The organism is Muricoccus harenae (assembly GCF_009848505.1).
GTDB lineage: Bacteria > Pseudomonadota > Alphaproteobacteria > Acetobacterales > Acetobacteraceae > Roseomonas > Roseomonas harenae.
The window spans coordinates 37,462-60,379 of record NZ_WWDL01000031.1 but is presented as its reverse complement, the minus strand read 5'-3'; the positions used below and the strand labels follow the sequence as shown (position 1 = coordinate 60,379).

Genomic DNA, 22,918 nt, shown 5'->3' with positions numbered 1-22,918 from the left:
TGTCTTCCAATGGGCGGGCGATTTGCCACGCCGGTAAGGCGAGGATATCGCTGGCGGAACCACTGGCATAATGCGTGCCAGGAGGTCTCCCGTCCCGCCTTCAGGATTCGACATGAACTTCGATCTCCTCTTCCGCCAGGTCCGTCTCGTCGATTCCGGGCCCGATGGCACGCCGGTGGATGTGGCGGTTTCGGGGGGGCGGATTGCGGCGATCGGCCCGAGCCTGTCCTGCGAGGCGGTGGAGGTGGTGGAAGGAAACGGCCGCCTTCTGGCGCCCGGCTTCGTCGAGACGCATATCCATCTGGACAAGACCTGCATCATCGACCGCTGTGCCTGCGAGACGCGCCGCAATCCGCATCTGGCGATGGAGCGGGTCTCGGATGTGAAGCACACGTTCAGCGTCGATGACGTGCGCGCGCGGGCGCAGCGGACGCTGGAGAAGTGCATCCTGCATGGCTGCACCACGATGCGCACCCATGTGGAGGTCGATCCCAGGGTCGGGCTGCGCGGCTTCGAGGGGGTGAAGTCCCTCATCCAGGAATATGCCTGGGCGATCAACATCGAGATCTGCGTGATGCCGCAGGAGGGGCTGCTCAACAATCCGGGGACGGATGAGCTGATGGTCGCGGCGCTGAGGAATGGCGCGCGCGTCGTCGGGGCTGCACCGAACTATGACAGCGACCGCGCCGGACAGATTCGCCGCGTCTTCGAGATGGCCCGTGAATTCGACGTGGACATCGACATGCATCTCGACAGCGGCAGCTCGGCCGAGGAGCTGGACACGCTCCTGGTCTGCGAGCTGACCGAGAAATACGGCTGGGGCGGGCGCGTGGCGGTGGGGCATGTCACCAAGCTCTCGGTCATGCCGCCGGATGGGGTGGATGCGGTGGCGAAGCGCATGGCCGATGCGGGCGTCGCGCTGACGGTGCTGCCCTCTACCGACCTGTATCTCGGCGGCCGCGACCAGACGGAGAATGTCCGCCGCAACGTGGTGGATGCGAACCAGCTGGTGAAGGCGGGCGTCACCTGCTCGCTCTCCTCCAACAACATCCTCAATCCCTTTACGCCCATGGGGGATGGGCAGCTGATCCGGCAGGCGAATCTCTACGCGAACATCGTGCAGCGCGGCATGCGCGACGACCTGCGCGACACCTGGGACATGTTCACCGCCGGTTCGGCGAAGCTGATGCGGCGCACGGATTACGGGGTGGCGCTGGGCAACCCGGCCGATCTCGTTCTGGTGGATGCGCCCGCCCCGGCCGATGCGCTGCGCGAGATTAGCCCTGTCCTGGCCGCCTTCAAGAACGGGCGGCGCACAGTCACGCGGGCGGTGCCGGTGCTGCACCGGCCGGGCTGACGGGGTGCGGGGGCGCCGCTAGGCGGGCGCCCATTCCGCGATCTGGTCCGCCGCATCCTGCCAGCCGGCATCCAGCATCAGCAGGTGCCCGGTGCCCGGCAGGAATCGCGGTGCGACGCCGTGCCAGGCGGCGCAGCGTTCCACCGCATCGCGCGGGATCAGCCGGTCATGCTCCGCCCCCAGCACCAGCACGGGGCGGCCATGGACCCAGCCTGGCGTGACAGGCTGGGGCATCTGCGACTCCATGAGTGCGGCCGGGGATTCATCGCGGAGCCTTGAGGCGTGGCGCAGGGCGGCGGCGGGATCCATGCCGGGGCCGAACAACCCGCGCAGCAGGGCCGGTGATGGCTCCCCCGGTCCCGTCATCCGGGCCACCTCATTCCACAGCGCAGGGTCCGACACGGCGAGATGCGCGTTGGACCACCACAGGCCTTCCGGCGGAACCGGCGCGAGCAGCGCGGCGCCGCGGACCATGGGGTGATCCAGCATCCGCTGCGCAATCAGCGCGCCGAGGGAATGGCCGACCAGAAGGGCCGGCCCTTCCTCCAGCGCCGTGCGAAGCGTCGCCACGCGGTCCGACAAGGTCCTGCCGGCGAGCGAGATGGCCATGCCTGGATGCCCGGCATCCGCCAGGCGCTGCGCGAAGCCCTCGGCCCAGATCCAGGGACCGCAGGCGGCGCCGTGCAGCAGGATGAGGCGCAGGCGGGGCGGATGCCCGGCCGGCGGGCTGAAGCGCAGCGTCAAGCGCCCAGCCCCGCCACGGCGGCATCGGCCACGCGGCGCTTGCGCAGCACGTCGATCGTGGCCTGGGCGGTGCTGGCCGCCACCCCCATGCGCTGCATGGCAAAATCAGCGATGCCCAGTGCCACCTCGCGTTCCCCCATCACCGCCAGCCCGGCGGAATCCTGATCGTGCAACCAATCCACCTCGGAATCCTGATGGGCACGCACGGCCACCTCGATGCGGGGGTTTGCGGCGCGGGCCAGCTCCACCACCCGCCGCGCCTCCCAGGCGAGAGGCAGGGTCACGATCAGCAGCCGCGCATGGCCGATGCCGGCGGCCTCCAGCATCTCGGGTTGCGTGCCATTGCCCCAGAGCACGGGCACGGCCTGCCGGCGCAGCAGCTCCATGCGGGCCCGGTCATCCTCCACGACGACGAAGGGCAGGTTGTGCCGGCGCAGGGCAGCGGCCACCAGCACGCCGACCCGGCCATAGCCGACCAGTACGGCATGGCCCCCCAGCCGTGGGAGGCTGGCGGTGCGCGGCACGTCGCGCGGGGGGCGCTGCGTCCAGGTCGGCAGCCGTGCGGTAAGGGCCGTCAGAACCCGGAAGGTCAGCGGCATGAGGAGGATGGCGCCGAAGCTGCCCAGCAGGATCGGCCCTCGTAGCGCCGCGGGCAGGATGCCCTCGCCAATCGCCAGCTCCATCAGCACGAAGGAGAACTCGCCGATCTGGGCCAGGGCAGCCGCCACGATGACCGCGGTGGCGGGCGCGACGCGCAGCGCGACCAGCACGCCGAAGGTTAGCCCGCCGGTACCGATCAGCACGACGGCCAGCGCCAGGACGGAGGTGACGGGCGCATCCAGTACCGTGAGCGGGTTCAGCAGCATGCCGACCGAGACGAAGAAGATCGCCGCGAAGATCCGTTGCAGCGGCAGGGTCTCGGCCGCGGCCTGATGGCCCAGGTCACTTTCCCCAAGCACGATCCCCGCGAAGAAGGCGCCGAGGGCGAAGGAGACGCCGAAGAGGCTGGAGGCCCCGAAGGCGACGCCCAGCGCCACCACCACGACAGCCAGGGTGAACAGCTCCCGCGAGCCGGAGCGGGCGACCTGCCGGAGCGCCCAGGGCAGCACCCGCCGCCCCACCACGAGCATCAGGGCCGCGAAGGCGCCGAGCTTGGCGATGGCCAGCAACACGGCACTGCCAACCTCCTCTCCGTGCCCGCCTGAGGCCGCCGGCAGGAGCACGAGGCCGAGCACCACGACGAGATCCTGCAGCACGAGCCAGCCCAGCGCGATCCGTGCCGCCTCACTGGAAAGCTGCCCGCGTTCCTCCAGCGCCCGTGTGGCAACGGCGGTGGAGGCGATGGCCAGCGCCAGGCCGAAGACGAGGGCGGAGCCGAAGGACAAGCCGGGCAGCGCCAGGCCTAGGGCCGCGCCGAGAAGCGTGCCGAAGGCCACCTGCGCCGTCGCCCCCGGCACCGCGACCCGCCAGACCGCCAGCAAGTCCTTCGGCCGGAAATGCAGGCCAACGCCGAACAGGAGGAGACCGACGCCGACCTCAGCCATGGTGCGGGTGAAGGCACCGTCGATGGTGATGCCGGGTGTGTTGGGGCCGATGGCGATGCCGGCGACCACATATCCGACCAGCGGCGGCATCCGCAGCACCCGCGCGATCAGTCCAAATGCGAATGCGAAGGCAAGTCCGAGGACGAGGCTAGCGAGGAAGGGCGGCGCATGATCCATCAGCGGATATTTGTTGCAGCCGCAGCCCTTGGGGGCCAGGGCGGAACGGTGTGCATCCGGAGGTAAATTTGCGGCGCGGCCCTCAGCTGAGGATCACGAGCACCACGCTCAGCACGATCAGCAGCGCGCCGATGACGTCCCGGGTCTTGAGCGGTTCCTTCAGGTACCAGCGGCCGAAGGCCAGGGTGAAGAGGATCTCCACCTGCCCGACGGACCGCACCAGCGCCACGGGTGCCAGGGCGAATCCCGTGAACCAGCAGGCCGAGCCCAGGGCCGAGAGCAGCCCGACCGGGGCCGCATTGCGCCAGTTGCGGAACACGGCGCCCAGCGAGGCGGGCTCCCGCAGCAGCAGCCAGCCGCCCTGCATCACCGTCTGCATGGCATTGGTGACGACGAGGGTGCAGAGAGCCCCCAGAACCGGGTCCGGTGCCGCCAGTTCCTGGTTCGCCGCCCGGATGGCGATGCTGGTCAGCCCGAAGCAGGAACCCGCCGCGATGCCGCAGAGCGCCGCCGGCTGCGAGGTGGCTCGCAGCACCTGCTGCAGGCTGCTGACCTGCCCCGCGAGCGAGAGCCACAGCACCGCGCAGACCCCCATGGCCACGCCCAGCCAGGCGAGGGGCGGAATGTGCTCGCCGAGCAGGACGATGGCGAAGATCGCGCCCTGCAGCGCCTCGGTCTTGGAATAGGCGGTGCCGACGGCGAAGCCGCGAGGGGCGAAGGAGGCGATGAGGAGCACCGTGCCGAATATCTGCAGCACACCGCCGATCGCGCAGAGGATGAGGGCGCGGCTGCCGAAGGCGGGCAGGATGCCATCCGTCAACCACCACCAGCTTCCGAGCAGCATGAGCCCGGGCGGCACGCCGTAGAGATAGCGCACCACGGCGGCGGCATTGAGGGAGAGGGTTCCACGCAGCTTCTGCTGGAGAGCGGTGCGCCAGGTCTGGAACAGGGCGGCGGAGAGGGTTGCGGCGAGCCAGAGGGGCATGGAGGTGTCAGCGGGTCCGGACGGGCGATGAGGGGAGCGCGCGGCCGGGGCGGCGCATGGTGGTGGCGAAACCCCAGGGCTGGCCGGGGGCGGCAGGGTCGGTCCGGCTCCGGCCCGCGTCAATCCGGGGGCAACGCCCCGCAACCTACCCGAAGGGGGTCCGTTCCTGGGGAGCCGCCCGCGGCGCCAGGGCGTGGCGCGACATGCCGGCCAGGACAGCGCCGGTCACTTCCTCCAATCGGCTGCGAGGTTTCATGGCGAAGAAGGTCGGCGATTTCTTCTGGGAACGGCTGCACCAATGGGGCGTGCGCCGCGTCTTCGGCTATCCGGGGGACGGGGTGAACGGGCTGCTTGCCGGCCTTCAGCGCTTCGGCACGGACAAGATCGAGTTCGTCCAGGTGCGGCATGAGGAAATGGCCGCCTTCATGGCCTGCGCCCATGCCAAGTTCACTGGGGAGGTGGGGGTCTGCATCGCCACCAGCGGGCCGGGGGCGACCCATCTGATCACCGGCATGTATGACGCGGCGGCCGACCACATGCCGATGCTGGCCATCGCCGGGCAGTCTGGCCGGATGGCTGTGGGCGGGCATTACCAGCAGGAGGTGGATCTGGTTTCCGCCTTCAAGGATGTCGCGGGCGCCTTCGTGCAACAGGCCATGGTGCCGGCCCAGATGCGGCACCTTGTGGATCGTGCGATGCGAACCGCCATGGGGGAGCGGCGCGTCACGGCGCTGGTGGTGACGAACGACCTTCCGGACGAGCCCTATGAGGATCCGCCGCACGCCCACGGCACCATCCATTCCGGCATCGGCTGGACGCCGCCGCGGGTGATTCCGCGGGACGAGGATCTGCGCCGCGCGGCGGAGGTGCTGAATGCGGGGAAGAAGGTCGCGATCCTCGTCGGCGCCGGCGCGGCGGGGGCGGCGGATGAAGTGACGGCGGTGGCCGACAAGCTTGGCGCGGGCGCCGCCAAGGCGCTGCTCGGCAAGGCCGTGCTGCCGGACGATCTTCCCTGGGTGACGGGCTGCATTGGATTGCTGGGCACGCGGCCGAGTTGGGACCTGATGCAGGAATGCGACACGCTGCTGATGGTCGGCTCAAGCTTCCCCTGGTCGGAGTTCCTGCCGAAGGAAGGCCAGGCGCGTGGCGTGCAGATCGACCTGCGGCCCGCCATGCTCAGCCTTCGCTATCCGATGGAGGTGCCGCTCTGCGGCGATTCCGGCGAAACGCTGCGCGCGTTGCTTCCGCTACTGGAGCAGAAGGAGGACCCCTCCTGGCGTGACGGCATCGCGGCATGGAACAAGGACTGGCACGAATTGCTGGAAAGCCGCGCGAAGGCTTCGGCCAATCCGGTGAACCCGCAGCTTCCCTTCCAGGAATTGTCGAAGCGTCTGCCAGAGCGGGTGATCCTGACCAGCGATTCCGGCTCCTGCGTAAACTGGTATGCGCGCAACCTGCAGATGCGGCGCGGAATGATGGCGTCGCTCTCCGGCGGGCTCGCCAGCATGGGGGCGGCCGTGCCCTATGCGATCGCGGCGAAGATGGCGCATCCGGATCGGCCGGTGATCGCAATGGTGGGTGATGGCGCCATGCAGATGAACAACATGGCGGAGCTGATTACCGTCGGGAAGCACTGGAAGGATTGGGCGAATCCCGTCTGGATCTGCATCGTGCTCAATAACCAGGATCTCAACGAGGTGACCTGGGAGCAGCGCGTGATGGAGGGGATGCCGAAGTTCGAGGAGACGCAGCGGATTCCGGATTTCCCCTACCACCGGTTTGCGGAGCTTGCGGGACTGCGCGGAATCTTCGTGGATGATCCGGCAAGGATCGGCGAGGCGCTGGATCAGGCGCTGGCTTCGAACCGCCCCGTGGTGCTGGAGGTGCGGACCGATCCGAATGTCGCGCCGCTGCCGCCCCACACCACCGTGGAGCAGGCGCGGAATTTCGCCGCTGCCCTTGCCCGCGATCCGGAAAAGGGCAGCGTCATTCTCGATACCGCGAAGCAGGTGATGAGCGCGGTGCTGCCGGGGCGGAAGGCGGACTAGGCTTCGCCCTGGAGCGGTTCAGCTCACATCGAGCTGCAATCCCTCCCGCCGGATGACTTCGCCCCATTTCCGGATCTCAGCCTGAACGAAGGCCTCGAAGGTCGCCACATCCGAGGCGGCGGGCACGCCTCCCATCGTGGTGAAGCGCGCCTGGCTTGCCGGATCATCGACCAGCGCGCGGATCTCGGCATTGTAGGCCTGCACGATCGGCGCAGGCGTCTTGGCCGGCAGGAACATGCCGAACCAGGTGGAAACGTCGTATTCGGACAGGTTCGGCATTGTCTCCCGCAGCGGCGGCAGGTCGGGAAGCTGCGAGTTCCTGTCCGCGCTGGTGACGCCAAGGGCCCGGACGCGACCGCTGCGAATCTGTTCGATAGCGGTGGTGAGATTATCGAACATGAAGTGGATGTTGCCCGCCACCAGCTCCATCATCGCCGGACCGGCGCCGCGGAAGGGCACGTGGATCGCCTCTATCCCTGCCATCTGGCAGAACCAGACGGCGGAGAGATGCGGGCTCTGCCCCACACCTGGTGAGCCGTAGGAGAACTTGCCGGGATTAGCCTTCAGATGCGCCACAAGCTCCGCCACGTTCTTTGCCGGAACCGAGGGATGCACCACGAGCACATTCGGCCCGCGGATCATGTTGCTGACGGGCTGCAGGTTTTCCGGCTTGTAGGGCAGGTTGCGGAAGAGCGAATAGGCGATCGCCTGCGGCCCGATATTGCCGGAGAGGAGGGTGTGCCCATCGGGTGCCGCGCGTACCGCCTCCTGCGTGCCGATGATGCCGCCGGCGCCGGAGCGGTTCTCCACCACCACCTGGGTTCCCCAGCGCGCTTGCAAATGGGCGGCCAACAGGCGTCCCATGATGTCGGTGGTACCACCCGGCGCCGCGGGAACGATAATCCGCACCGGCGCCGAGGGACGCCACCCGCGGTCCTGCGCCACGGCGGCGCGCGTGAGGAGCGGCAATGGCAGCGCGGACAGCAACGCGCGGCGGGCCAGGGGCATGGACGCATCCTCCTTGTCTTGCTTGGTTGGCCGCAGCGTGACACTGGCATCCATTAGGTGGAAAGCCATTTCCACCTCTGAAACTGAATATTCGAGAAGAGGATGTTTCATGCGACGCACTTCCTTGGCCGCCACGCTCGCCCTGTCGCTGCTTGCGTCCTCGATCCTCCCTGGGAGCGCCGTCGCCCAGGTGCCCGCGATTTACCCCGGACCGGGGACCTTGCTGCGCCTATCCGAAACGGCAGACGTGACCCGCGCACCGGATGAGGTGCGTGCCGTGCTGCGTTTCGAGGCGCGTGAAGCCACTGCCGCCGGCGTGCAGGGAAGCGTGAATCGCGCCATGACCGCAGCGTTGGAGGCGGCGCGCGGCGTTTCCGGCATCACGGCCTCCACCGGCGGCTACCGCACCTATCGGCAGGAGGATCCGGCGCGCTGGGTTGCCAGCCAGACCCTGAACCTGCGGGGCGCGGAGCCGGCGAAGCTGCTGGAACTGGTCGGCACGCTTCAATCGCGTGGCCTGGTGGTGGACGGCATCAACTATATCCTGACCCGCCCGGCCACCCGTGCCGCCCGGCAGGAGGCGGCCTCCCTGGCGCTCGACGCGCTGCGCCAGCGGGCCGAGGCGGTGGCGGCGCAGATGGAGATGAAGGTGGAGCGGATCGCCGAGGTCCAGCTCGAGACCAGCGAGATCGCGGTGCCCCGCCCGATGATGATGCAGGCCGCATCCGCCCGCGCCGCGACCCCACCGGTGGCGCAGGCCGAGGACCTGGTGGTGCCGGCGACGGTGCAGGCCGTGGTGGTGCTGGCGCCGCGCTGAAGCCTTCCCGTGCCGGTTTTCCGGCAGGGCTTCGGCCGCACCCACCCGTTGACGGGGGTGCCGCCAGGCGGAACCCTCCGGGCAAACCGGAGGAAATGCCCATGCTGCGAATCGCAGTGGCGGCGCTGGCCCTGCTGGCCGCACCGCAGGCCATCGCCCAGACCCAGCCCCCCATCCGCCTGATCGTCGGCTTCCCGCCCGGCGGTGGGATCGACCTGCTCTCCCGGGTGATGGGGGAGGGGCTGGCCGCCCGCCTCGGGCGCACCGTGGTGGTGGAGAACCGCACGGGCGCGGGCGGCAACATCGCAACGGATGCGGTGGCCAAGGCGGCGCCGGACGGCAACACGCTAGGCGCCGTGCCGGCGGGGCCGTTGGTGATCAACCGCTATATCTATCGCAGCATGCCCTTCGACCCGCTGGCGGATTTCACCCCGATCAGCCGCTTCGCCGCCATTCCCGTGGTGTTCCTGGCCTCGCCGCGCTCGGGCATCACGGATATCGCCTCGCTGCGCTCCGCGCTGGAGAAGGGGCCGCTGCCCTGCGGCACGCCGGGCGCCGGCACCACGCAGCACCTGGCCGTGTCGCTGCTGATGCGGGAGCTCGGGCGTGAATGCACGATCGTGCATTACCGCGGCACCGGCCCGGCCCTGCCGGACCTGCTGGCCGGCACCATCGCCCTCTATACCGATACCGTCGTCACCGGCCTGCCACCGACGCGGGACGGGCGGGCGCGGGCCGTGGCCATTGCTTCCCCCGCCCGCTCCGCCCTGGCGCCCGAGGTGCCGGTGGTGGCCGAGAGCGTGCCGGGCTTCGTGGCCGAGACCTGGCTGGCGCTGGTTGGCCCGCGTGGCCTGCCCGAGGCTCAGGCGGCGCGGCTGGAGGAGGCGATGATCGCCCTAGCGCGCGACCCCGCCGTGGCGGCGCGGCTGCGGGAGCTGGGGGCCGAGGCGGTCGGCTCTAGCCGGGCCGAGCTGGCGGCGACGATCCGCGCGCAGGACGCCGCCTGGGGCCCGGTGGCACGGGCGGCTGGGGTGACCGCTGACTGAGATGGTGGGGCCGGGGAGCCTTGGGCTCTCCGGCGCAGGTTATCGGGCCCCTGGTTGACCGCGCACTCGCCGCGCCACAGCCTGCGGCCCTTCAAGGGAGGGCGAGATGGCCGATTACGGGATGATCAAGGCGGAGACGCGCGGCAAGGTGGGGCTGATCACGCTCGACCGGCCCTCGGCCCTCAACGCGCTCTGCGATCAGCTCATGACCGAGGTGGGTCAGGCCCTGCGGGGCTTCGATTCCGATCCTGCGGTAGGTGCCATCGTGCTGACGGGCAGCGAGAAGGCCTTCGCCGCCGGCGCAGACATCAAGGAGATGAAGGACCGCACCTATCCGGCGGTGCATTTCGAGGACTTCATCGGCAACAAATGGGAGACGGTGCTCACCATCAAGAAGCCGGTGATCGCCGCGGTTGCCGGCTTTGCGCTGGGCGGTGGCTGCGAGCTGGCGATGATGTGCGACATCATTATCGCCGCCGAGAACGCGAAGTTCGGTCAGCCTGAGATCAAGCTGGGCATTATTCCCGGCGCCGGCGGCTCGCAGCGGCTGATCCGGGCGGTCGGCAAGTCCAAGGCGATGGACATGATCCTGACCGGCCGGATGATGGATGCCGCCGAGGCCGAGCGGGCCAACCTCGTCACCCGCGTGGTGCCGGTGGAGAGCCTGGTGGAGGAGGCGGTGAAGATGGGCGAGGTGATCGCCGCCTATTCCCAGCCCTCGGTCGCCATGGCGAAGGAGGCGGTGAATGCCGCCTATGAACTGCCGCAGCGCGAGGGCATTCGGCTGGAGCGGCGGCTGTTCCACAGCCTCTTCGCGACGGCGGACCAGAAGGAAGGAATGGCGGCCTTCGCCGAGAAGCGGAAACCGGCCTTCCGCAACGCCTGAGGAAGGGGCGACTCCTTTCCTTGACTCCTGGGGGGGCTGTGGATAGAACGCCCCCCTTCCTGCGGCCGCCCACGGCGGATCGCATCCCGCGAACATTTCGACTGGTATCCTCAAGGCCCATGGCGAACACCGCTTCCGCGCGTAAGCGCATCCGGCAGAACGAGAAGCGCGTCGAGCGCAACCGCGCCCGCCGCTCGCGCGTCCGCACCTTCCTGCGCGCCGTCGAAGACGCGATCACGGGTGGTGACAAGGGGAAGGCCCAGGAGGCGTTCCGCCTTGCCCAGCCCGAGCTGCAGCGCGCCGCCGACAAGGGCGTAACGCACGACAACACCGTGGCGCGCAAGCTGTCGCGGCTGTCGTCGCGGATCAAGGCGCTCGGCGCAGCCGCCTGATCAGTCAGGAGCGCCTTTGGGCGCTCTTCGACAAGTCATCTCCAAGTAAAGTCGTGATGCAAACGCGTCACGGTGCTTGTGCGCCGTGGCGCGTTTCTGTGTGCTTGTGGTGTGTCTACCGGGAACGTGTTTGGCGTTTACGGTAGCTGGCACCGCAAGTTACGCTTTGTGTTGCAGGGACCGTCCGGGGGTGACGCCGGGCGGAACAGGGGCTCAGGGGTGGATCGCATGCCGGAACAGCACGCCAACGCCGCGTCCGCAGCTCCGACGGCGGGTCTCGCCGAGGACGCGCGGCTGGACGCGGCCTGGGTGCGCATTCGTGGCCGTCTTCGCGAGGAAGTGGGCGAGGCCGAATACCGGACCTGGTTGCGCCAGCTGACATTGGCGGGCGTGGAAGGCGAGGAGGCGGTAGTGCATGTTCCCACTCGCTTCCTGCGTGACTGGCTGCGCGGCCAGTATGGCGACCGCCTGCGGGCGCTTTGGCAGGCCGAGGGACTTGGTATTCGCCGGGTGGATATCCGCGTGGCGCCCTCCGGTGGGGCGCGCGAGGCGGCGGCGGAGGCGGAGGTGGCCAGCGCGCCGGACGGCGCCGGGCTGGCAGAGTCGCTCGCCGTGGCGCGTCCAGTCAGCGAAATGCGCGCCGAGGCGCCCAAGCCCGATCCGCGCGGCGAATGGGCTGCGCCGCTGGATCCGCGCTTCACCTTCGACAGCTTCATCGTCGGCAAGCCCAACGAATTCGCCCATGCCTGCGCACGGCGCGTGGCGGAGAAGCCGAATTCCCCGGGCTTCAACCCGCTCTTCCTCTATGGCGGCGTCGGGTTGGGCAAGACGCATCTGATGCATTCGATCGCCTGGGCGATCCGGGAGCCGCAGCTGGGCGGGGCAGGGCGCTCGGTCGCCTATATGAGCGCCGAGAAGTTCATGTACCGCTTCATTGCGGCGCTGCGTTCGCAATCCACGATGGAGTTCAAGGAGAGCCTCCGTTCCGTCGACGTGCTGATGATCGACGACCTGCAGTTCCTGATCGGCAAGGACAACACGCAGGAGGAGTTCTTCCACACCTTCAATGCGCTGGTGGACCAGGGCAAGCAGATCGTCGTCTCCTCCGACAAACCGCCGAGCGACCTGGCAGGGCTGGAGGATCGGCTGCGGACGCGGCTGGGCTGCGGCATGGTGGCTGATATCCACGCCACCACCTACGAACTGCGCATCTCGATCCTGGAGTCCAAGGCTTCGGCCGCCGGCGTGGACGTGCCCGCGCGGGTGCTGGAATTCCTGGCCCATAAGATCACCTCCAATGTGCGCGAGCTGGAGGGGGCGCTGAACCGGCTGATCGCCCATGCGAACCTGTTCGGGCGGCCGGTGACGCTGGAATCCTGCCAGGAGGTGCTGCACGACATCCTGCGCGCCCATGACCGCCGGGTAACGATCGAGGAGATCCAGAAGCGGGTCGCCGAGCATTACAATATCCGCCTGACGGATATGTCTTCGGCTCGCCGGGCGCGGAATGTGGCCCGGCCGCGACAGGTGGCGATGTATCTTTCCAAACAGCTCACCTCCCGCTCCCTGCCCGAGATCGGACGGCGCTTCGGCAACCGCGACCACACCACGGTGATGCATGCCGTCTCTCGTGTGGCGGAGCTGATGCAGGGGGATGCCGGCTTCGCCGAGGACGTGGAACTGCTCCGCCGCATGCTGGAGACCTGAGGGCCTGATCCGGCCCAGGCTTCACGCCGCGTTTTCATAATGATACGAGGTTCTTCCGGGGGGTTTTCGCCCCCCACAGCGTTGCGGGGATGGCGGCGATGAAGTTCACGGTGGACCGGGCGGTGCTCCTGAAGGCCCTCGCCCATGTCCAAAGCGTGGTGGAGCGGCGGAATACGATCCCCATCCTGGCCAATGTGCTTCTGGATGCCGGCCAGGCCGGGCTGCGCCTGACTGCGACCGACATGGAAATCGCGATCATCGAGGAGGTCTCCGGCGTCGAGGTGGCGCGCGAGGGTCGCTGCACCGCACCGGCCGCGACCCTGTTCGAGATCGTGCGCAAGCTGCCCGAGGGCGCGAAGGTCGAGCTGGACCACAAGGGCGGCGATGCCCCGCTGGCGCTGCGCGCCGGGCGCTACAGCACCAGCCTGATGGTGTTGCCCGTGGAGGACTTCCCCTCCATGACCGAGGGCAAGCTGCCGCATAAGTTCTCCGTTGGCGCCGGGATGCTGCGGGACCTGGTGGACCGCACTCGCTTCGCGATCTCCACCGAGGAGACGCGCTACTACCTCAACGGCATTTATCTCCACGCGACCGAGGTGGATGGCGTGAAGGTGCTGCGCGCCGTGGCGACCGACGGCCACCGGCTGGCCCGCGTGGAGGAGGCCCTGCCCGATGGGGCGGCCGGCATGCCGGGTGTGATTGTTCCCCGCAAGACCGTCACCGAGCTGCGCAAGCTGGCCGAGGAGACGATGGACGAGATCGAGATGCGGCTTTCGGACACGAAGTTGCAGGTGAAGCTCGGCACCGTCACCCTCACCAGCAAGCTGATCGACGGCACCTTCCCGGACTATGAGCGGGTGATCCCTAAGGGGAACGACCGCATCCTCTCGGTGGACAAGACCGCCTTCGCCGCCGCCGTGGACCGTGTGGCGGCCATCAGCAGCGAGCGCTCGCGTCCGGTGAAGCTCTCGCTGGAGAAGAACCGCCTGCTCCTCACCGCCGCCTCGCCCGAGCAGGGGCAGGCGCAGGAGGAGCTGGACGGCGATACGGTGGTCTATGACGCCGCGCCGCTCGAGATCGGCTTCCAGGCGCGCTACCTGAAGGACATCACCGATCAGGTGGACGGGCAGTTGGAGTTCCGCTTCTCGGACGGCTCCGCGCCGACCATCGTGCAGGACGCCTCTAAGCCCGAGGCGCTCTACGTCCTGATGCCGATGCGGGTCTGACCCGGCGCCGCTTGATGGGGCGCCCCGCGGCGCCATCTGGGTTGGGATGCCGTTGGCCGGGGAAGGTGATCCTGCCCCCATGTGACGGCTCCCCCGCTGGCGGCGTGGCTGGCGAGATCCTTTTTGCTGGCCCTGTCCTTCCGTGACTCCCTCTCTCCGCCTGACGCGCCTGCAGTTGCAGGATTTCCGCAACCATGCGCGAGCCACACTGCGGTTCTCGGCCGGCATTGTCGTGATTGCGGGCGAGAACGGCTCGGGTAAGACAAACCTGCTGGAGGCGATCAGCCTCCTGGGGCCAGGTCGGGGGCTGCGGGGGGCGAAGATTGCCGAGCTTGGCCGCCATGTCGGCGAGGATGCACTGCCCTGGGCCGTCTCCGGGCGCTTCGAGGGGCCCGAGGGCAGCTTCGACCTGGGCACCGGGACCGCCCATGACGGTCCCCCTGACAAGCGCGCCTTCCGGCTGGACGGCGCCCCCGTGAGGTCCCAGGCGGAGTTGGGGCGGATGGTGGCGGCGGTCTGGCTGACGCCGCAGATGGACCGGCTGTTCCAGGAGGCCGCCTCTGGCCGCCGCCGCTTCCTGGACCGTCTGGTCTGGGGGCTGGACCCGAACCACGCGCGGGAGGTCTCGGCCTACGAGAACGCCATGTCCCAGCGCAACCGGCTTCTGGCCGAGGGGCGCGAGGGCGGGCGCGCCGAGCCGCGCTGGCTGGATGGGCTGGAGGATGCCATGGCCCGCCATGGCGTGGCGCTGACGGCCGCCAGGCGGTCCCTGATCGCCCGGCTGAACAGTGCCCTGGCGAAGGGGTTGGCAGGCGCCTTCCCGGCCGCCCTCTGTGCTCTGGAATGCGAGACGGCGGCCGCGCTGGAGAGCCGTTCCGCCCTGCAGGTGGAGGATGGGTTGCGGGAGGCCCTGAAGGCCCGCCGGGGGCGCGATGCGGCGGCCGGGATGACGCTGGGCGGGCCGCATCGCTGCGACCTGCGGCTCTCCCACCTGCCCAAGGGCGTGCCGGCCGAGCTGTGCTCCACAGGGGAGCAGAAGGCGCTGCTCATCTCGACCGTGTTGGCGCATTCGGCGCTGATCGCAGCGGCCCGCGGCTTCGCCCCGTTGCTGCTGCTGGACGAGATTGCCGCCCATCTGGACGTGGTGCGGCGGGAGGCCCTCTTTGCCGCCCTGGCGGCCCTGCCGGCGCAGAGCTTCCTGACGGGGACGGAGCCGGGCGTCTTCGCCTCCCTGCGGGGTGTGGCGGAGGGGTTCTCCATCGGGGCTGAGGGCGTCGTGGGAGATTCGGACTTCCCGGCGCCGGTGGCAGGATAAACTGGGGCTGCCGGCAGGCGAAATCCTTGATTTCCGGGCCGCAACCGTCCGCTCACCCATGGCTTCGCGCGCGCGGAATCCTTATATTGGCAGGGATAGATTCTGATGGCCGGGCGCCCCCTTCGGGTGGCCTCGCCCTGGCCCGAGAGGTTCCCTGCCCGAATGACCGAGTCCACACGCGCCGCCCATAAGGCTGAAGTCGCCGCTGCCGGCGCCGACGGTGCCTATGACAGCGCTTCCATCACCGTGTTGCGTGGCCTGGAGGCCGTCCGCAAGCGTCCCGGCATGTATATCGGCGACACGGATGACGGCTCGGGCCTGCATCACATGGCCTTCGAGATCATCGACAATGCCGTGGACGAGGCGCAGGCCGGCTATGCCACCACCTGCACCGCGGTGCTGAACGGCGATGGCAGCGTGACCGTGACGGACGACGGTCGCGGCATCCCCACTGACATCCATGCCGAGGAAGGCGTTTCCGCCGCCGAGGTGGTGCTGACGCGGCTGCATGCGGGCGGCAAGTTCAACCAGAACTCCTACAAGGTCTCCGGCGGCCTGCATGGCGTGGGCGCGGCGGTGGTGAACGCCCTGTCCGAATGGATGGAAGTTCGCATCTGGCGGGACGGCAAGGAGCACTTCATCCGCTTCGAGTATGGTGAGACGGTGCAGCCGCTGAAGGTGGTGGGCCCGAGCGACCATCCGACAGGCACGCAGGTCACCTTCAAGCCCTCATCCGAGACCTTCACCAAGGTGGAGTTCGAATTCGCCATCCTGGAGAAGCGCCTGCGCGAGCTGGCCTTCCTTAATTCCGGGCTGAAGATCCACCTGCGGGACGAGCGCCACACGCCCGTGCAGCAGGTGGACTTCCACTTCGAGGGCGGCCTCGTCGCCTTCGTCGAGTGGATGGATGCGGCCGAGGACCCGCTGTTCAAGCCGCCCGTCTCCTTCGCGAGCAAGGAGAGCGAGGGCATCCGCGTCGAGATGGCGATGTGGTGGAACCGTTCGCCGCGCGAGCGCACGCTCTGCTTCACCAACAACATCCCGCAGCGCGACGGCGGCACCCACCAGGCCGGCTTCCGCCAGGCGCTAACGCGCGTGGTGACGAAATACGCCGCCGATCTGGCGAAGAAGGAGAAAGTGGAACTTTCTGGCGAGGACATGCGGGAGGGGCTTTCCTGCATCCTCTCGGTGAAGGTGCCGGATCCGAAGTTCTCCTCCCAGACCAAGGACAAGCTGGTTTCGTCCGAGGTGCAGCCGGTGGTGCAGATGGCGGTGGCTGATGCACTGTCCCACTGGTTCGAGACGCATCCAAAGGAGGCGAGGCTCGTCCTCGATCAGGTCGTGCTGTCCGCCGTCGCGCGGCGAGCGGCGCAGATCGCGCGGGAGAAGGTGGGGCGGAAGAACGCGCTCGACATCTCCACGTTGCCGGGCAAGCTGGCAGATTGCCAGGAGAAGGACCCGGCGAAGTCCGAACTCTTCCTCGTCGAGGGTGACTCCGCAGGTGGCTCCGCCAAGCAGGGGCGCAACCGCGCGAACCAGGCGATCCTGCCGCTGAAGGGCAAGATCCTGAATGTCGAGCGCGCGCGGATGGACAAGATGCTCTCCTCCGCCGAAGTGGGCACGCTGATCACGGCGCTGGGTGCCGGCATCGGCGCGCGCGATCCGGACCGGCCGAACATGCCGTTCTTCGATCCGGACAAGCTGCGCTACCACCGCATCGTCATCATGACGGACGCGGATGTGGACGGTTCCCACATCCGCACGCTGCTGCTGACCTTCTTCTTCCGGCAGATGCCGGAGCTGATCGAGCGCGGCTATCTCTACATCGCGCAGCCGCCGCTCTACCGCGCCAAGCGCGGGAATGAGGAGCGGTACCTGAAGGATGACCGCGCGCTGGAGGAGTATCTCCTCGAGAAGGCGCTGCATGGCGCGCGCCTAACCTATACCGATGGGCGCGAGATCAGCGGCGAGGAGTTGCGGACGGCAGTGGATGATCTGCGCAACGCGTCCCGCCGTATCCGGCACCTGACGAACAACGTGCCGGCGGAAATCGTTGAGCAGGCTGCCGTCGCCGGTGCTCTGGGTGCCGAGTTGCATTCGGAGGCCGCGCCGCGGCTCGCCGCGCGGCTGAACGAACTGGCGGCGCCGACGGAGCGGAGCTGGAAGGCGACACTTGACGATGAGGGGCTGCGCGTCTTCCGCCAAGTGCGGGGCGTGACCGAGAGCCACCATCTTGACCCCGTCGCGCTCCGCTCGGCCGATGCGCGCTGGCTGGAGGAGCGGCGCGATCGCCTTTCGGCTGATTTCGATGGACCGGTGACGCTGCATTTCGACAGCCAGCGGCAGGAGGCCCGCGGGCCAATGGCGGCGCTGGACCGCATCCTGGCGCAGGGCCGCAAGGGCCTGAGCGTGCAGCGCTTCAAGGGTCTGGGCGAGATGAACCCCGATCAGCTCTGGAAGACGACGCTGGACCCGGAGGCGCGCACACTGCTGCGCGTCGAGGTCGAGGATGCCGACGATGCGGGCCGCGTCTTCTCCACGCTGATGGGGGATGTGGTGGAGCCACGCCGCGACTTTATCGTGGGGAACGCGCTGAAGGTGGCGAATCTCGACGTGTGAGGATTTGTTGTAAGGTGCCAGTGAACTTGTCCCTGGTGCTCGCTGACGCGGATTGCTGATTTCGCAACCTTTTCGCGGCGGTCGGTCCCATAGCGGGCCGACCGCCGCACTGACGTCGTCCGAGGCCTGGGCGGTGACAACGTTGATGACACGGCGTTCCGCAACTCCCGGCGAGACCGCTCCGGGGCTATGAACCGGGCCTATGAAGGCCCGCTGGGCCATTGCGAAATTGGCAGTCTCTGTCCGGAACGAGGTGGCTGGGCCAAGCTGGCGGTATGCAGCCCGACCTCGCCACCTACCCTGGCTACCGCTTTCCGGCCGAGATCATCGGCCAGGCCGTATGGCTTTATCATGTCTTCAGCCTCAGCCTGCGGGACGTTGAGCTGATCCTGGCCGAGGCGCGGGATCGCGGTTACCCACGAGAGCATCCGGCAGGGGGCCTGAGGTTCGGGGCCAACTTCGCTCGGAAGCTGCGCCGGCGCCGGCCGAGGACAGGCGGCACCTGGCACCTCGACGAGGTCTTCCTGCATGTGGCGCGGGGTGGATCAGCACGGGGTTGTGCTCGACATCCTGGTGCAGGGCCGGCGGAACGCGACCGCGGCCGAGCGCTTCTTCAAGCGCCTGCTGGGCGGCCTGAACTACAAGCCGAAGCGCATCGTCACCGATGGGCTTCGCAGGCACGGCGCGGCGAAGCGCGAGATCCTGCCTGATGTGCGGCACCGGAACAGCCGCTACCTCAACAATCGTGCCGAGAACTCGCATCGGCTAACCCGACGCCGGGAGCGGCTGATGCAGCGCTTCAAGTCACCCAGGCAGGCACAGCGGTTCCTATCGGCGCACAGCATGATCTACGGTCACTTCCCACCGCGTCCGCACCTCATGACCGCCCCCCAGTATCGGCATGCCCGCGCCGAGGCTTTCGAGGTCTGGCAGCAGGAGACCTGCGCCCGAACGGCGGCGTGACGATGCATGCGGTCACACGATGCGGCCCAGCGCGGCTATTGAGCAAACGAGTTGAGAATGCCGCATGTGGAATTAGACGCAGACGTGATGTTGCGGCCAGAGAACCAGCTGCCATGCGTTCTGCTGCTCCGCAGCGTTCCCCCACGCGACGCCGTCACCGGTTCGCCGTAATCCTCCAGACTGTGTTCGAGAGGTCGTCGGCTACGATCAGGGCCCCGCGCGGGTCCACTGTCACCCCAACCGGCCGGCCGCGCGCATTGTTCTCGCCGTCCAGGAAGCCGGAGACGAAGTCGATCGGATCTCCGGCGGGCCGGCCGTCACGGAACGGCACGAAGACGACCCTGTAACCAACTGGGGGGCTCCGGTTCCAGCTGCCATGCTCACCGACGAAGGCCCCGTCCGCGAAGGCCGCGCCCATAGCGGGGGTCGAGAAGGCGACGCCGAGTGCTGCCACATGCGCTCCAAGGGCGTAGTCGGGGCGGATGGCCGCGGCCACGCGTTCCGGATTTTGCGGCTGCGCGCGGGTGTCGACATTCTGGCCCCAGTAGCTGTAAGGCCAGCCGTAGAAGCCGCCCTCCCGCACCGATGTCAGGTAATCCGGAACGAGGTTGGGACCGATCTCGTCGCGCTCGTTCACCACCGCCCAGAGTTGGCCCGTTCCCGGCTGGATCGTGAGAGCCGTTGGATTGCGAAGACCGGTCGCGTAAGGCTTGTGCGCGCCCGTTTGCGGGTCGATCTGCCACACCATGGCCCGATCGACCTCGGCCTCCATACCGCGCTCGGTGATGTTGCTGTTAGAGCCGATGCCGACATAGAGAAACCGGCCATCAGGGCTGGCGGCCATCGCCTTCGTCCAGTGGTGATTGATCGCCGAGGGCAGGTTCGTCACCAGCGCCGGCGGCCCGCTCGCCTCGGTCTGCCCGTCGCGATAATCGAAGCGCACCAGCGCATCCTGGTTGGCGACGTAGAGGACGCCGTTGGCCAGGGCGAGGCCGTAGGGCCCGTTCAGGTTCTCCGCGAAGACCCGCCGGACCTCGTAGGTGCCATCGCCGTCTGCATCGCGCAGCAGCGTGAGCCGGTTGCCGCCCGGCACCGACGTCCTGCCCCAGCTCTTGATGACGTTCGCGATGAAGGCCTTGGGGTTAAGCCGGGGTGCGCCCTGGCCGCCCGTTCCCTCTGTGACCAGGATGTCGCCATTGGGCAGGACGAGGGTCTGGCGCGGAATCCTGAGATCCGTGGCGATCGCCTGGATCATGTAGCCCTGCGGCACCGTCGGGCGCTCATTGCCCCAGGCTGCCGGGCGGGGGATCCTCATGTCGGGCAGCAGGCCGCGATGCGGTTCCGGGAGGTTCGGGTTAGCACCGTGCTGTTGCGGGGTGGGCTCGCTGTCGCAGGCGGACAGGGCGAACACCGCGGCACCCGCCAGCAAAATCGCGCGCATCATTCCACCTCCCCGGACTGAAAACCGGAATAGCCCATCCACGCCGCGACGAGCGCGAGGACCGTCGCGATCGCCGATAGGACGAGCGCCTCCGGCATGATTGCGAAGGCGTCCTTCGAGTGAACGAGTGCGTTGACGAAGCCGACCACCCAGGCTCCGAGCAGCACGAGGAAGTAGATCGCCGCGCGCCTCCTCCGTGCCGGTCCGCTCCGGAATAGGCCGATCAGGGCCCAGAGCAGGGCAAAGCCGCCGACGAACAATCCGCCGGCGATGAGCCAGGACGAGAAATTGGCCCACTGCATCTGGAAGCTCGACCAGTAAGCGTAGTCGCTGAGCAGTGCGCCGAGGAAGAGCGGGAACGGGAAAGCCAGCAGAATCGCGTGCAAGGGGTGAAGCGGCCTGGCTGACCCTGGCGCGGAGATGGCAGCCACAGTGGATCCTCTCGCTTCTGGGTCCGACCTCGCTGATGCGCGAGGCATGACCTGCGTCCGTCGGAAACTCTGATAGCGCAACGGGACCGCGGGCAGCGAGTTGCGGCGCCACGGGTCTGCATCCTGAGCCAGGCTTCCGCCGCCCTTGGCCGACAGGAGCACTTCCGCTTCCGAACCACTGCGGCGCTGAAGCGGGGATTCGGTTCAGCCCAGCGATGTTCGCTGGGCCGCCAAGCTTCATCTTCAATGGTGCTCTTCTGTGCGTCCTCGGTGATCTGGGCGGCCATAAGGTAGCTCGCTACGACCGCAGAGATGCAGAGGGTGCATGTTATTGCGCTGCCACTACGACGAGAGACTATGTGTTGGTCGCCTCGTCACGCACTCCGATGAGCATCGACCATCACCGCCCGCCAGATCTGGGCAGGCAGGCCGCCTCCTGAAACGCCGTGCATCGACCTACTATCACTGTTTCCAAGCCAGACGCCTGCGACATACCGCTCGGTAAAGCCGATGAACCATGCATCACGGTTGGCCGTGGTGGTGCCCGTCTTGCCGGCAGCCCAGAATCCTGGATCAGCAGCCTTTCCGGTGCCCCTTTGCACCACGCCGGCGAGCATCTGCCGCATGGCCTCGGCATGCTCAGGTTCAATGACCTGCCTGATCTCTGATCGTGCCGGGAGTACGCGGGTCAGGAGCTCGGCACCCGCGGGGTCCTGAACCCGTTGCACCGAGTAGGGGACAACCATCCTTCCACGATTCGCAACACTGGCGAAGGCTGCCGTCAAGTCCACGAGCCTCGCCTCGTAGCTCCCGAGTGCGAGGTCGCCGGCCTCGCCCTCAGTACCCTCTGCGATGTTCAAAGCCTTGATCAGCTCTTTTGTCTCGCGGGTGTTCTGCAGCGCCAAGCGGACCGCCGCGGTGTTGGACGATTTCTCCAGCGCCGCGGCCAGCGTGATCTCGCCAAGATAGCGATCGTCGAAGTTCCTGATGGCCCGTCCACCGAGCATGAGGGCGGCGTCGCTTACCCTCGTTGCCGGTGTGCCCCCCTCCCTCAGTGCGGCAAGGTATACAAAGAGCTTTGCGATCGACCCCGGCTGGCGCCTGGCCTGAGTAACGTGATCCCACTCCCGCCGCCGGTAGTCGCGGCCGCCAACGAGCGCCAGCACGGCGCCGTCGTGGCGCATGACGACGACCGCTCCCTCCTCGATCTGCTTCGCCGCCGCGTGCTGGCGCAGGGCCGCCTCCAGGTGCCGTTCCGCCGCTGCTTGGATCCTTAGGTCCAAGGTGGTCGTGATGATTCGCGTGCCGCTCCGCTGGGCTGGCGCTGAGTTGGCGCTGGCCTCATTCTCCGCCCAGCGCGCGAACCACCCGATCCCGACGCTGCGGGGGTAGAAACCGCCCCACGCCGATCTGGACGGAACTACGGTGACCTTCTGCTCCTTCGCGCGGTCTGCCGCGCTCCGGCTGAGAGTGCCCGCCTCGACCATCTGCTCAATGACGCGGATACCCCGATCACGCGACCGCTGAAGGTTACGGTGCGGGTTGAACCGGTTGGGCGCCGGGAGCAACCCCACCATCATGGCGGATTCGAGAATGGTGAGGCTGCGGGCGTACTTGTTGAAGTAGACGCGGGCAGCGGCCTCAATCCCGTATGCGCTGCCGCCGAAGAACACCCTGTTGAGGTAGACGTAGAGAATTTCCTCTTTGCTCAGGTTGAGTTCCAGGATCGGTGCCAGCACGGGCTCCTCAAGCAGCTTCCGAATGATCGGGCTGTGCTCCCGGAGGTAAATCTCCTTGATGGTCTGCTGGGTCAGCGTGCTGCCACCCTGAGTGCGACCCGTGATGGTGGACCAGACCGCGCGCGCCATCGCTCTCGGATCGAGACCCCAGTGCTCGTAGAACCGCCGGTCCTCGCTTGCCACGAGCGCGTTGACGAGGTGAGCCGGAAGCTGGGCGAACGGCACGGGCGGCCCGTAATAGGCCCCGCGCGCGCCCACGAACTCGCCCCCTGGGCTAAGGATGCGCACGCCATCGTGGCGGTTCTCGGTAATCAGCCCGTTGACGTCGGCGAGTTCCAGCGCTTCTGCGGGCCGGGGAGCCACGCTGGCCAGACTCAGGAGTGCGAGGAACCGTCTCCGGTCGATGGTCCCTTGGTCTGGCATCGGCACTCCTGTACTGGCCTCCTGAAGACGGAGCGGCGAAAGCTATAGAA

Annotated in this window: 17 protein-coding genes and 1 pseudogene; 11 read left to right on the top strand and 7 right to left on the bottom strand. The window is 68.0% G+C overall.

Going from position 1 to position 22,918, the window contains the following annotated elements; all coding sequences use genetic code 11:
• Positions 1-112 precede the first annotated feature (112 nt).
• On the top strand, positions 113-1,357 hold the full coding sequence (locus GSE44_RS19915) for an amidohydrolase family protein (protein WP_159350583.1): 1,245 nt from the start codon (positions 113-115) through the stop codon (positions 1,355-1,357).
• A gap of 18 nt (positions 1,358-1,375) precedes the next feature.
• Here the strand turns inward: GSE44_RS19915 and GSE44_RS19910 are convergent, their stop codons facing one another.
• The 3 genes from GSE44_RS19910 to GSE44_RS19900 form a co-directional block, all read right to left on the bottom strand.
• A complete protein-coding gene (locus tag GSE44_RS19910; protein ID WP_159350582.1) occupies positions 1,376-2,101 on the bottom strand; it encodes an alpha/beta hydrolase in 726 nt (241 codons plus the stop codon).
• The gene (locus GSE44_RS19905) at positions 2,098-3,822 is read right to left on the bottom strand and encodes a cation:proton antiporter domain-containing protein (protein WP_159350581.1); all 1,725 of its coding nucleotides are present in this window, start codon (positions 3,820-3,822) and stop codon (positions 2,098-2,100) included. The genes GSE44_RS19910 and GSE44_RS19905 overlap by 4 nt, the downstream gene beginning before the upstream one ends.
• A gap of 82 nt (positions 3,823-3,904) precedes the next feature.
• A complete protein-coding gene (locus GSE44_RS19900; RefSeq protein WP_159350580.1) occupies positions 3,905-4,807 on the bottom strand; it encodes a DMT family transporter in 903 nt (300 codons plus the stop codon).
• Positions 4,808-5,061: 254 nt separating this feature from the next.
• On the opposite strand from GSE44_RS19900, the gene GSE44_RS19895 reads away from it, so the two are divergent.
• A complete protein-coding gene (locus GSE44_RS19895; protein ID WP_159350579.1) occupies positions 5,062-6,855 on the top strand; it encodes a thiamine pyrophosphate-requiring protein in 1,794 nt (597 codons plus the stop codon).
• A gap of 18 nt (positions 6,856-6,873) precedes the next feature.
• Here GSE44_RS19895 and GSE44_RS19890 read toward each other — a convergent pair whose 3' ends face one another.
• Positions 6,874-7,974: a Bug family tripartite tricarboxylate transporter substrate binding protein gene (locus GSE44_RS19890; RefSeq protein ID WP_235924974.1), complete on the bottom strand. Its 1,101-nt coding sequence runs from the start codon at positions 7,972-7,974 to the stop codon at positions 6,874-6,876.
• On the opposite strand from GSE44_RS19890, the gene GSE44_RS19885 reads away from it, so the two are divergent.
• The 9 genes and pseudogenes from GSE44_RS19885 to GSE44_RS19845 all read left to right on the top strand — a co-directional run bounded on the left by GSE44_RS19885 (position 7,973) and on the right by GSE44_RS19845 (position 18,834).
• Positions 7,973-8,680: an SIMPL domain-containing protein gene (locus GSE44_RS19885; protein ID WP_159350578.1), complete on the top strand. Its 708-nt coding sequence runs from the start codon at positions 7,973-7,975 to the stop codon at positions 8,678-8,680. The two genes, GSE44_RS19890 and GSE44_RS19885, sit on opposite strands and share 2 nt — an antisense overlap.
• A gap of 101 nt (positions 8,681-8,781) precedes the next feature.
• The gene (locus GSE44_RS19880) at positions 8,782-9,726 is read left to right on the top strand and encodes a Bug family tripartite tricarboxylate transporter substrate binding protein (RefSeq protein WP_159350577.1); all 945 of its coding nucleotides are present in this window, start codon (positions 8,782-8,784) and stop codon (positions 9,724-9,726) included.
• A 106-nt stretch (positions 9,727-9,832) separates the two neighbouring features.
• A complete protein-coding gene (locus tag GSE44_RS19875) occupies positions 9,833-10,612 on the top strand; it encodes an enoyl-CoA hydratase (protein ID WP_159350576.1) in 780 nt (259 codons plus the stop codon).
• A gap of 119 nt (positions 10,613-10,731) precedes the next feature.
• On the top strand, positions 10,732-11,004 hold the full coding sequence (gene rpsT / locus GSE44_RS19870) for a 30S ribosomal protein S20 (RefSeq protein ID WP_159350575.1): 273 nt from the start codon (positions 10,732-10,734) through the stop codon (positions 11,002-11,004).
• 228 nt (positions 11,005-11,232) lie between these two features.
• On the top strand, positions 11,233-12,711 hold the full coding sequence (gene dnaA, locus GSE44_RS19865) for a chromosomal replication initiator protein DnaA (protein ID WP_159350574.1): 1,479 nt from the start codon (positions 11,233-11,235) through the stop codon (positions 12,709-12,711).
• Between the two features lie 98 nt (positions 12,712-12,809).
• Positions 12,810-13,937, top strand: a complete 1,128-nt coding sequence (dnaN, locus tag GSE44_RS19860; RefSeq protein ID WP_159350573.1) for a DNA polymerase III subunit beta — start codon at positions 12,810-12,812, stop codon at positions 13,935-13,937.
• 142 nt (positions 13,938-14,079) lie between these two features.
• Positions 14,080-15,252 carry a DNA replication/repair protein RecF gene (gene recF, locus GSE44_RS19855; protein WP_159350572.1) on the top strand — a complete coding sequence of 391 codons (1,173 nt, stop codon included), beginning with the start codon at positions 14,080-14,082 and terminating at the stop codon, positions 15,250-15,252.
• Positions 15,253-15,414: 162 nt separating this feature from the next.
• A complete protein-coding gene (gyrB, locus tag GSE44_RS19850) occupies positions 15,415-17,871 on the top strand; it encodes a DNA topoisomerase (ATP-hydrolyzing) subunit B (RefSeq protein WP_159350571.1) in 2,457 nt (818 codons plus the stop codon).
• A 275-nt stretch (positions 17,872-18,146) separates the two neighbouring features.
• Positions 18,147-18,834: pseudogene (locus tag GSE44_RS19845) on the top strand (IS6 family transposase).
• Positions 18,835-18,988: 154 nt separating this feature from the next.
• Here the strand turns inward: GSE44_RS19845 and GSE44_RS19840 are convergent.
• The 3 genes from GSE44_RS19840 to GSE44_RS19830 form a co-directional block, all read right to left on the bottom strand.
• Entirely contained in the window at positions 18,989-20,278 is a 1,290-nt protein-coding gene (locus tag GSE44_RS19840; RefSeq protein ID WP_159350570.1) for a PQQ-dependent sugar dehydrogenase, read from the bottom strand.
• Positions 20,275-20,661 (bottom strand): DUF2231 domain-containing protein, encoded by a 387-nt coding sequence (locus tag GSE44_RS19835; RefSeq protein ID WP_235924973.1) that lies wholly within the window; start codon positions 20,659-20,661, stop codon positions 20,275-20,277. The genes GSE44_RS19840 and GSE44_RS19835 overlap by 4 nt, the downstream gene beginning before the upstream one ends.
• A gap of 419 nt (positions 20,662-21,080) precedes the next feature.
• A complete protein-coding gene (locus tag GSE44_RS19830) occupies positions 21,081-22,868 on the bottom strand; it encodes a transglycosylase domain-containing protein (protein ID WP_159350568.1) in 1,788 nt (595 codons plus the stop codon).
• Positions 22,869-22,918: the final 50 nt, after the last annotated feature.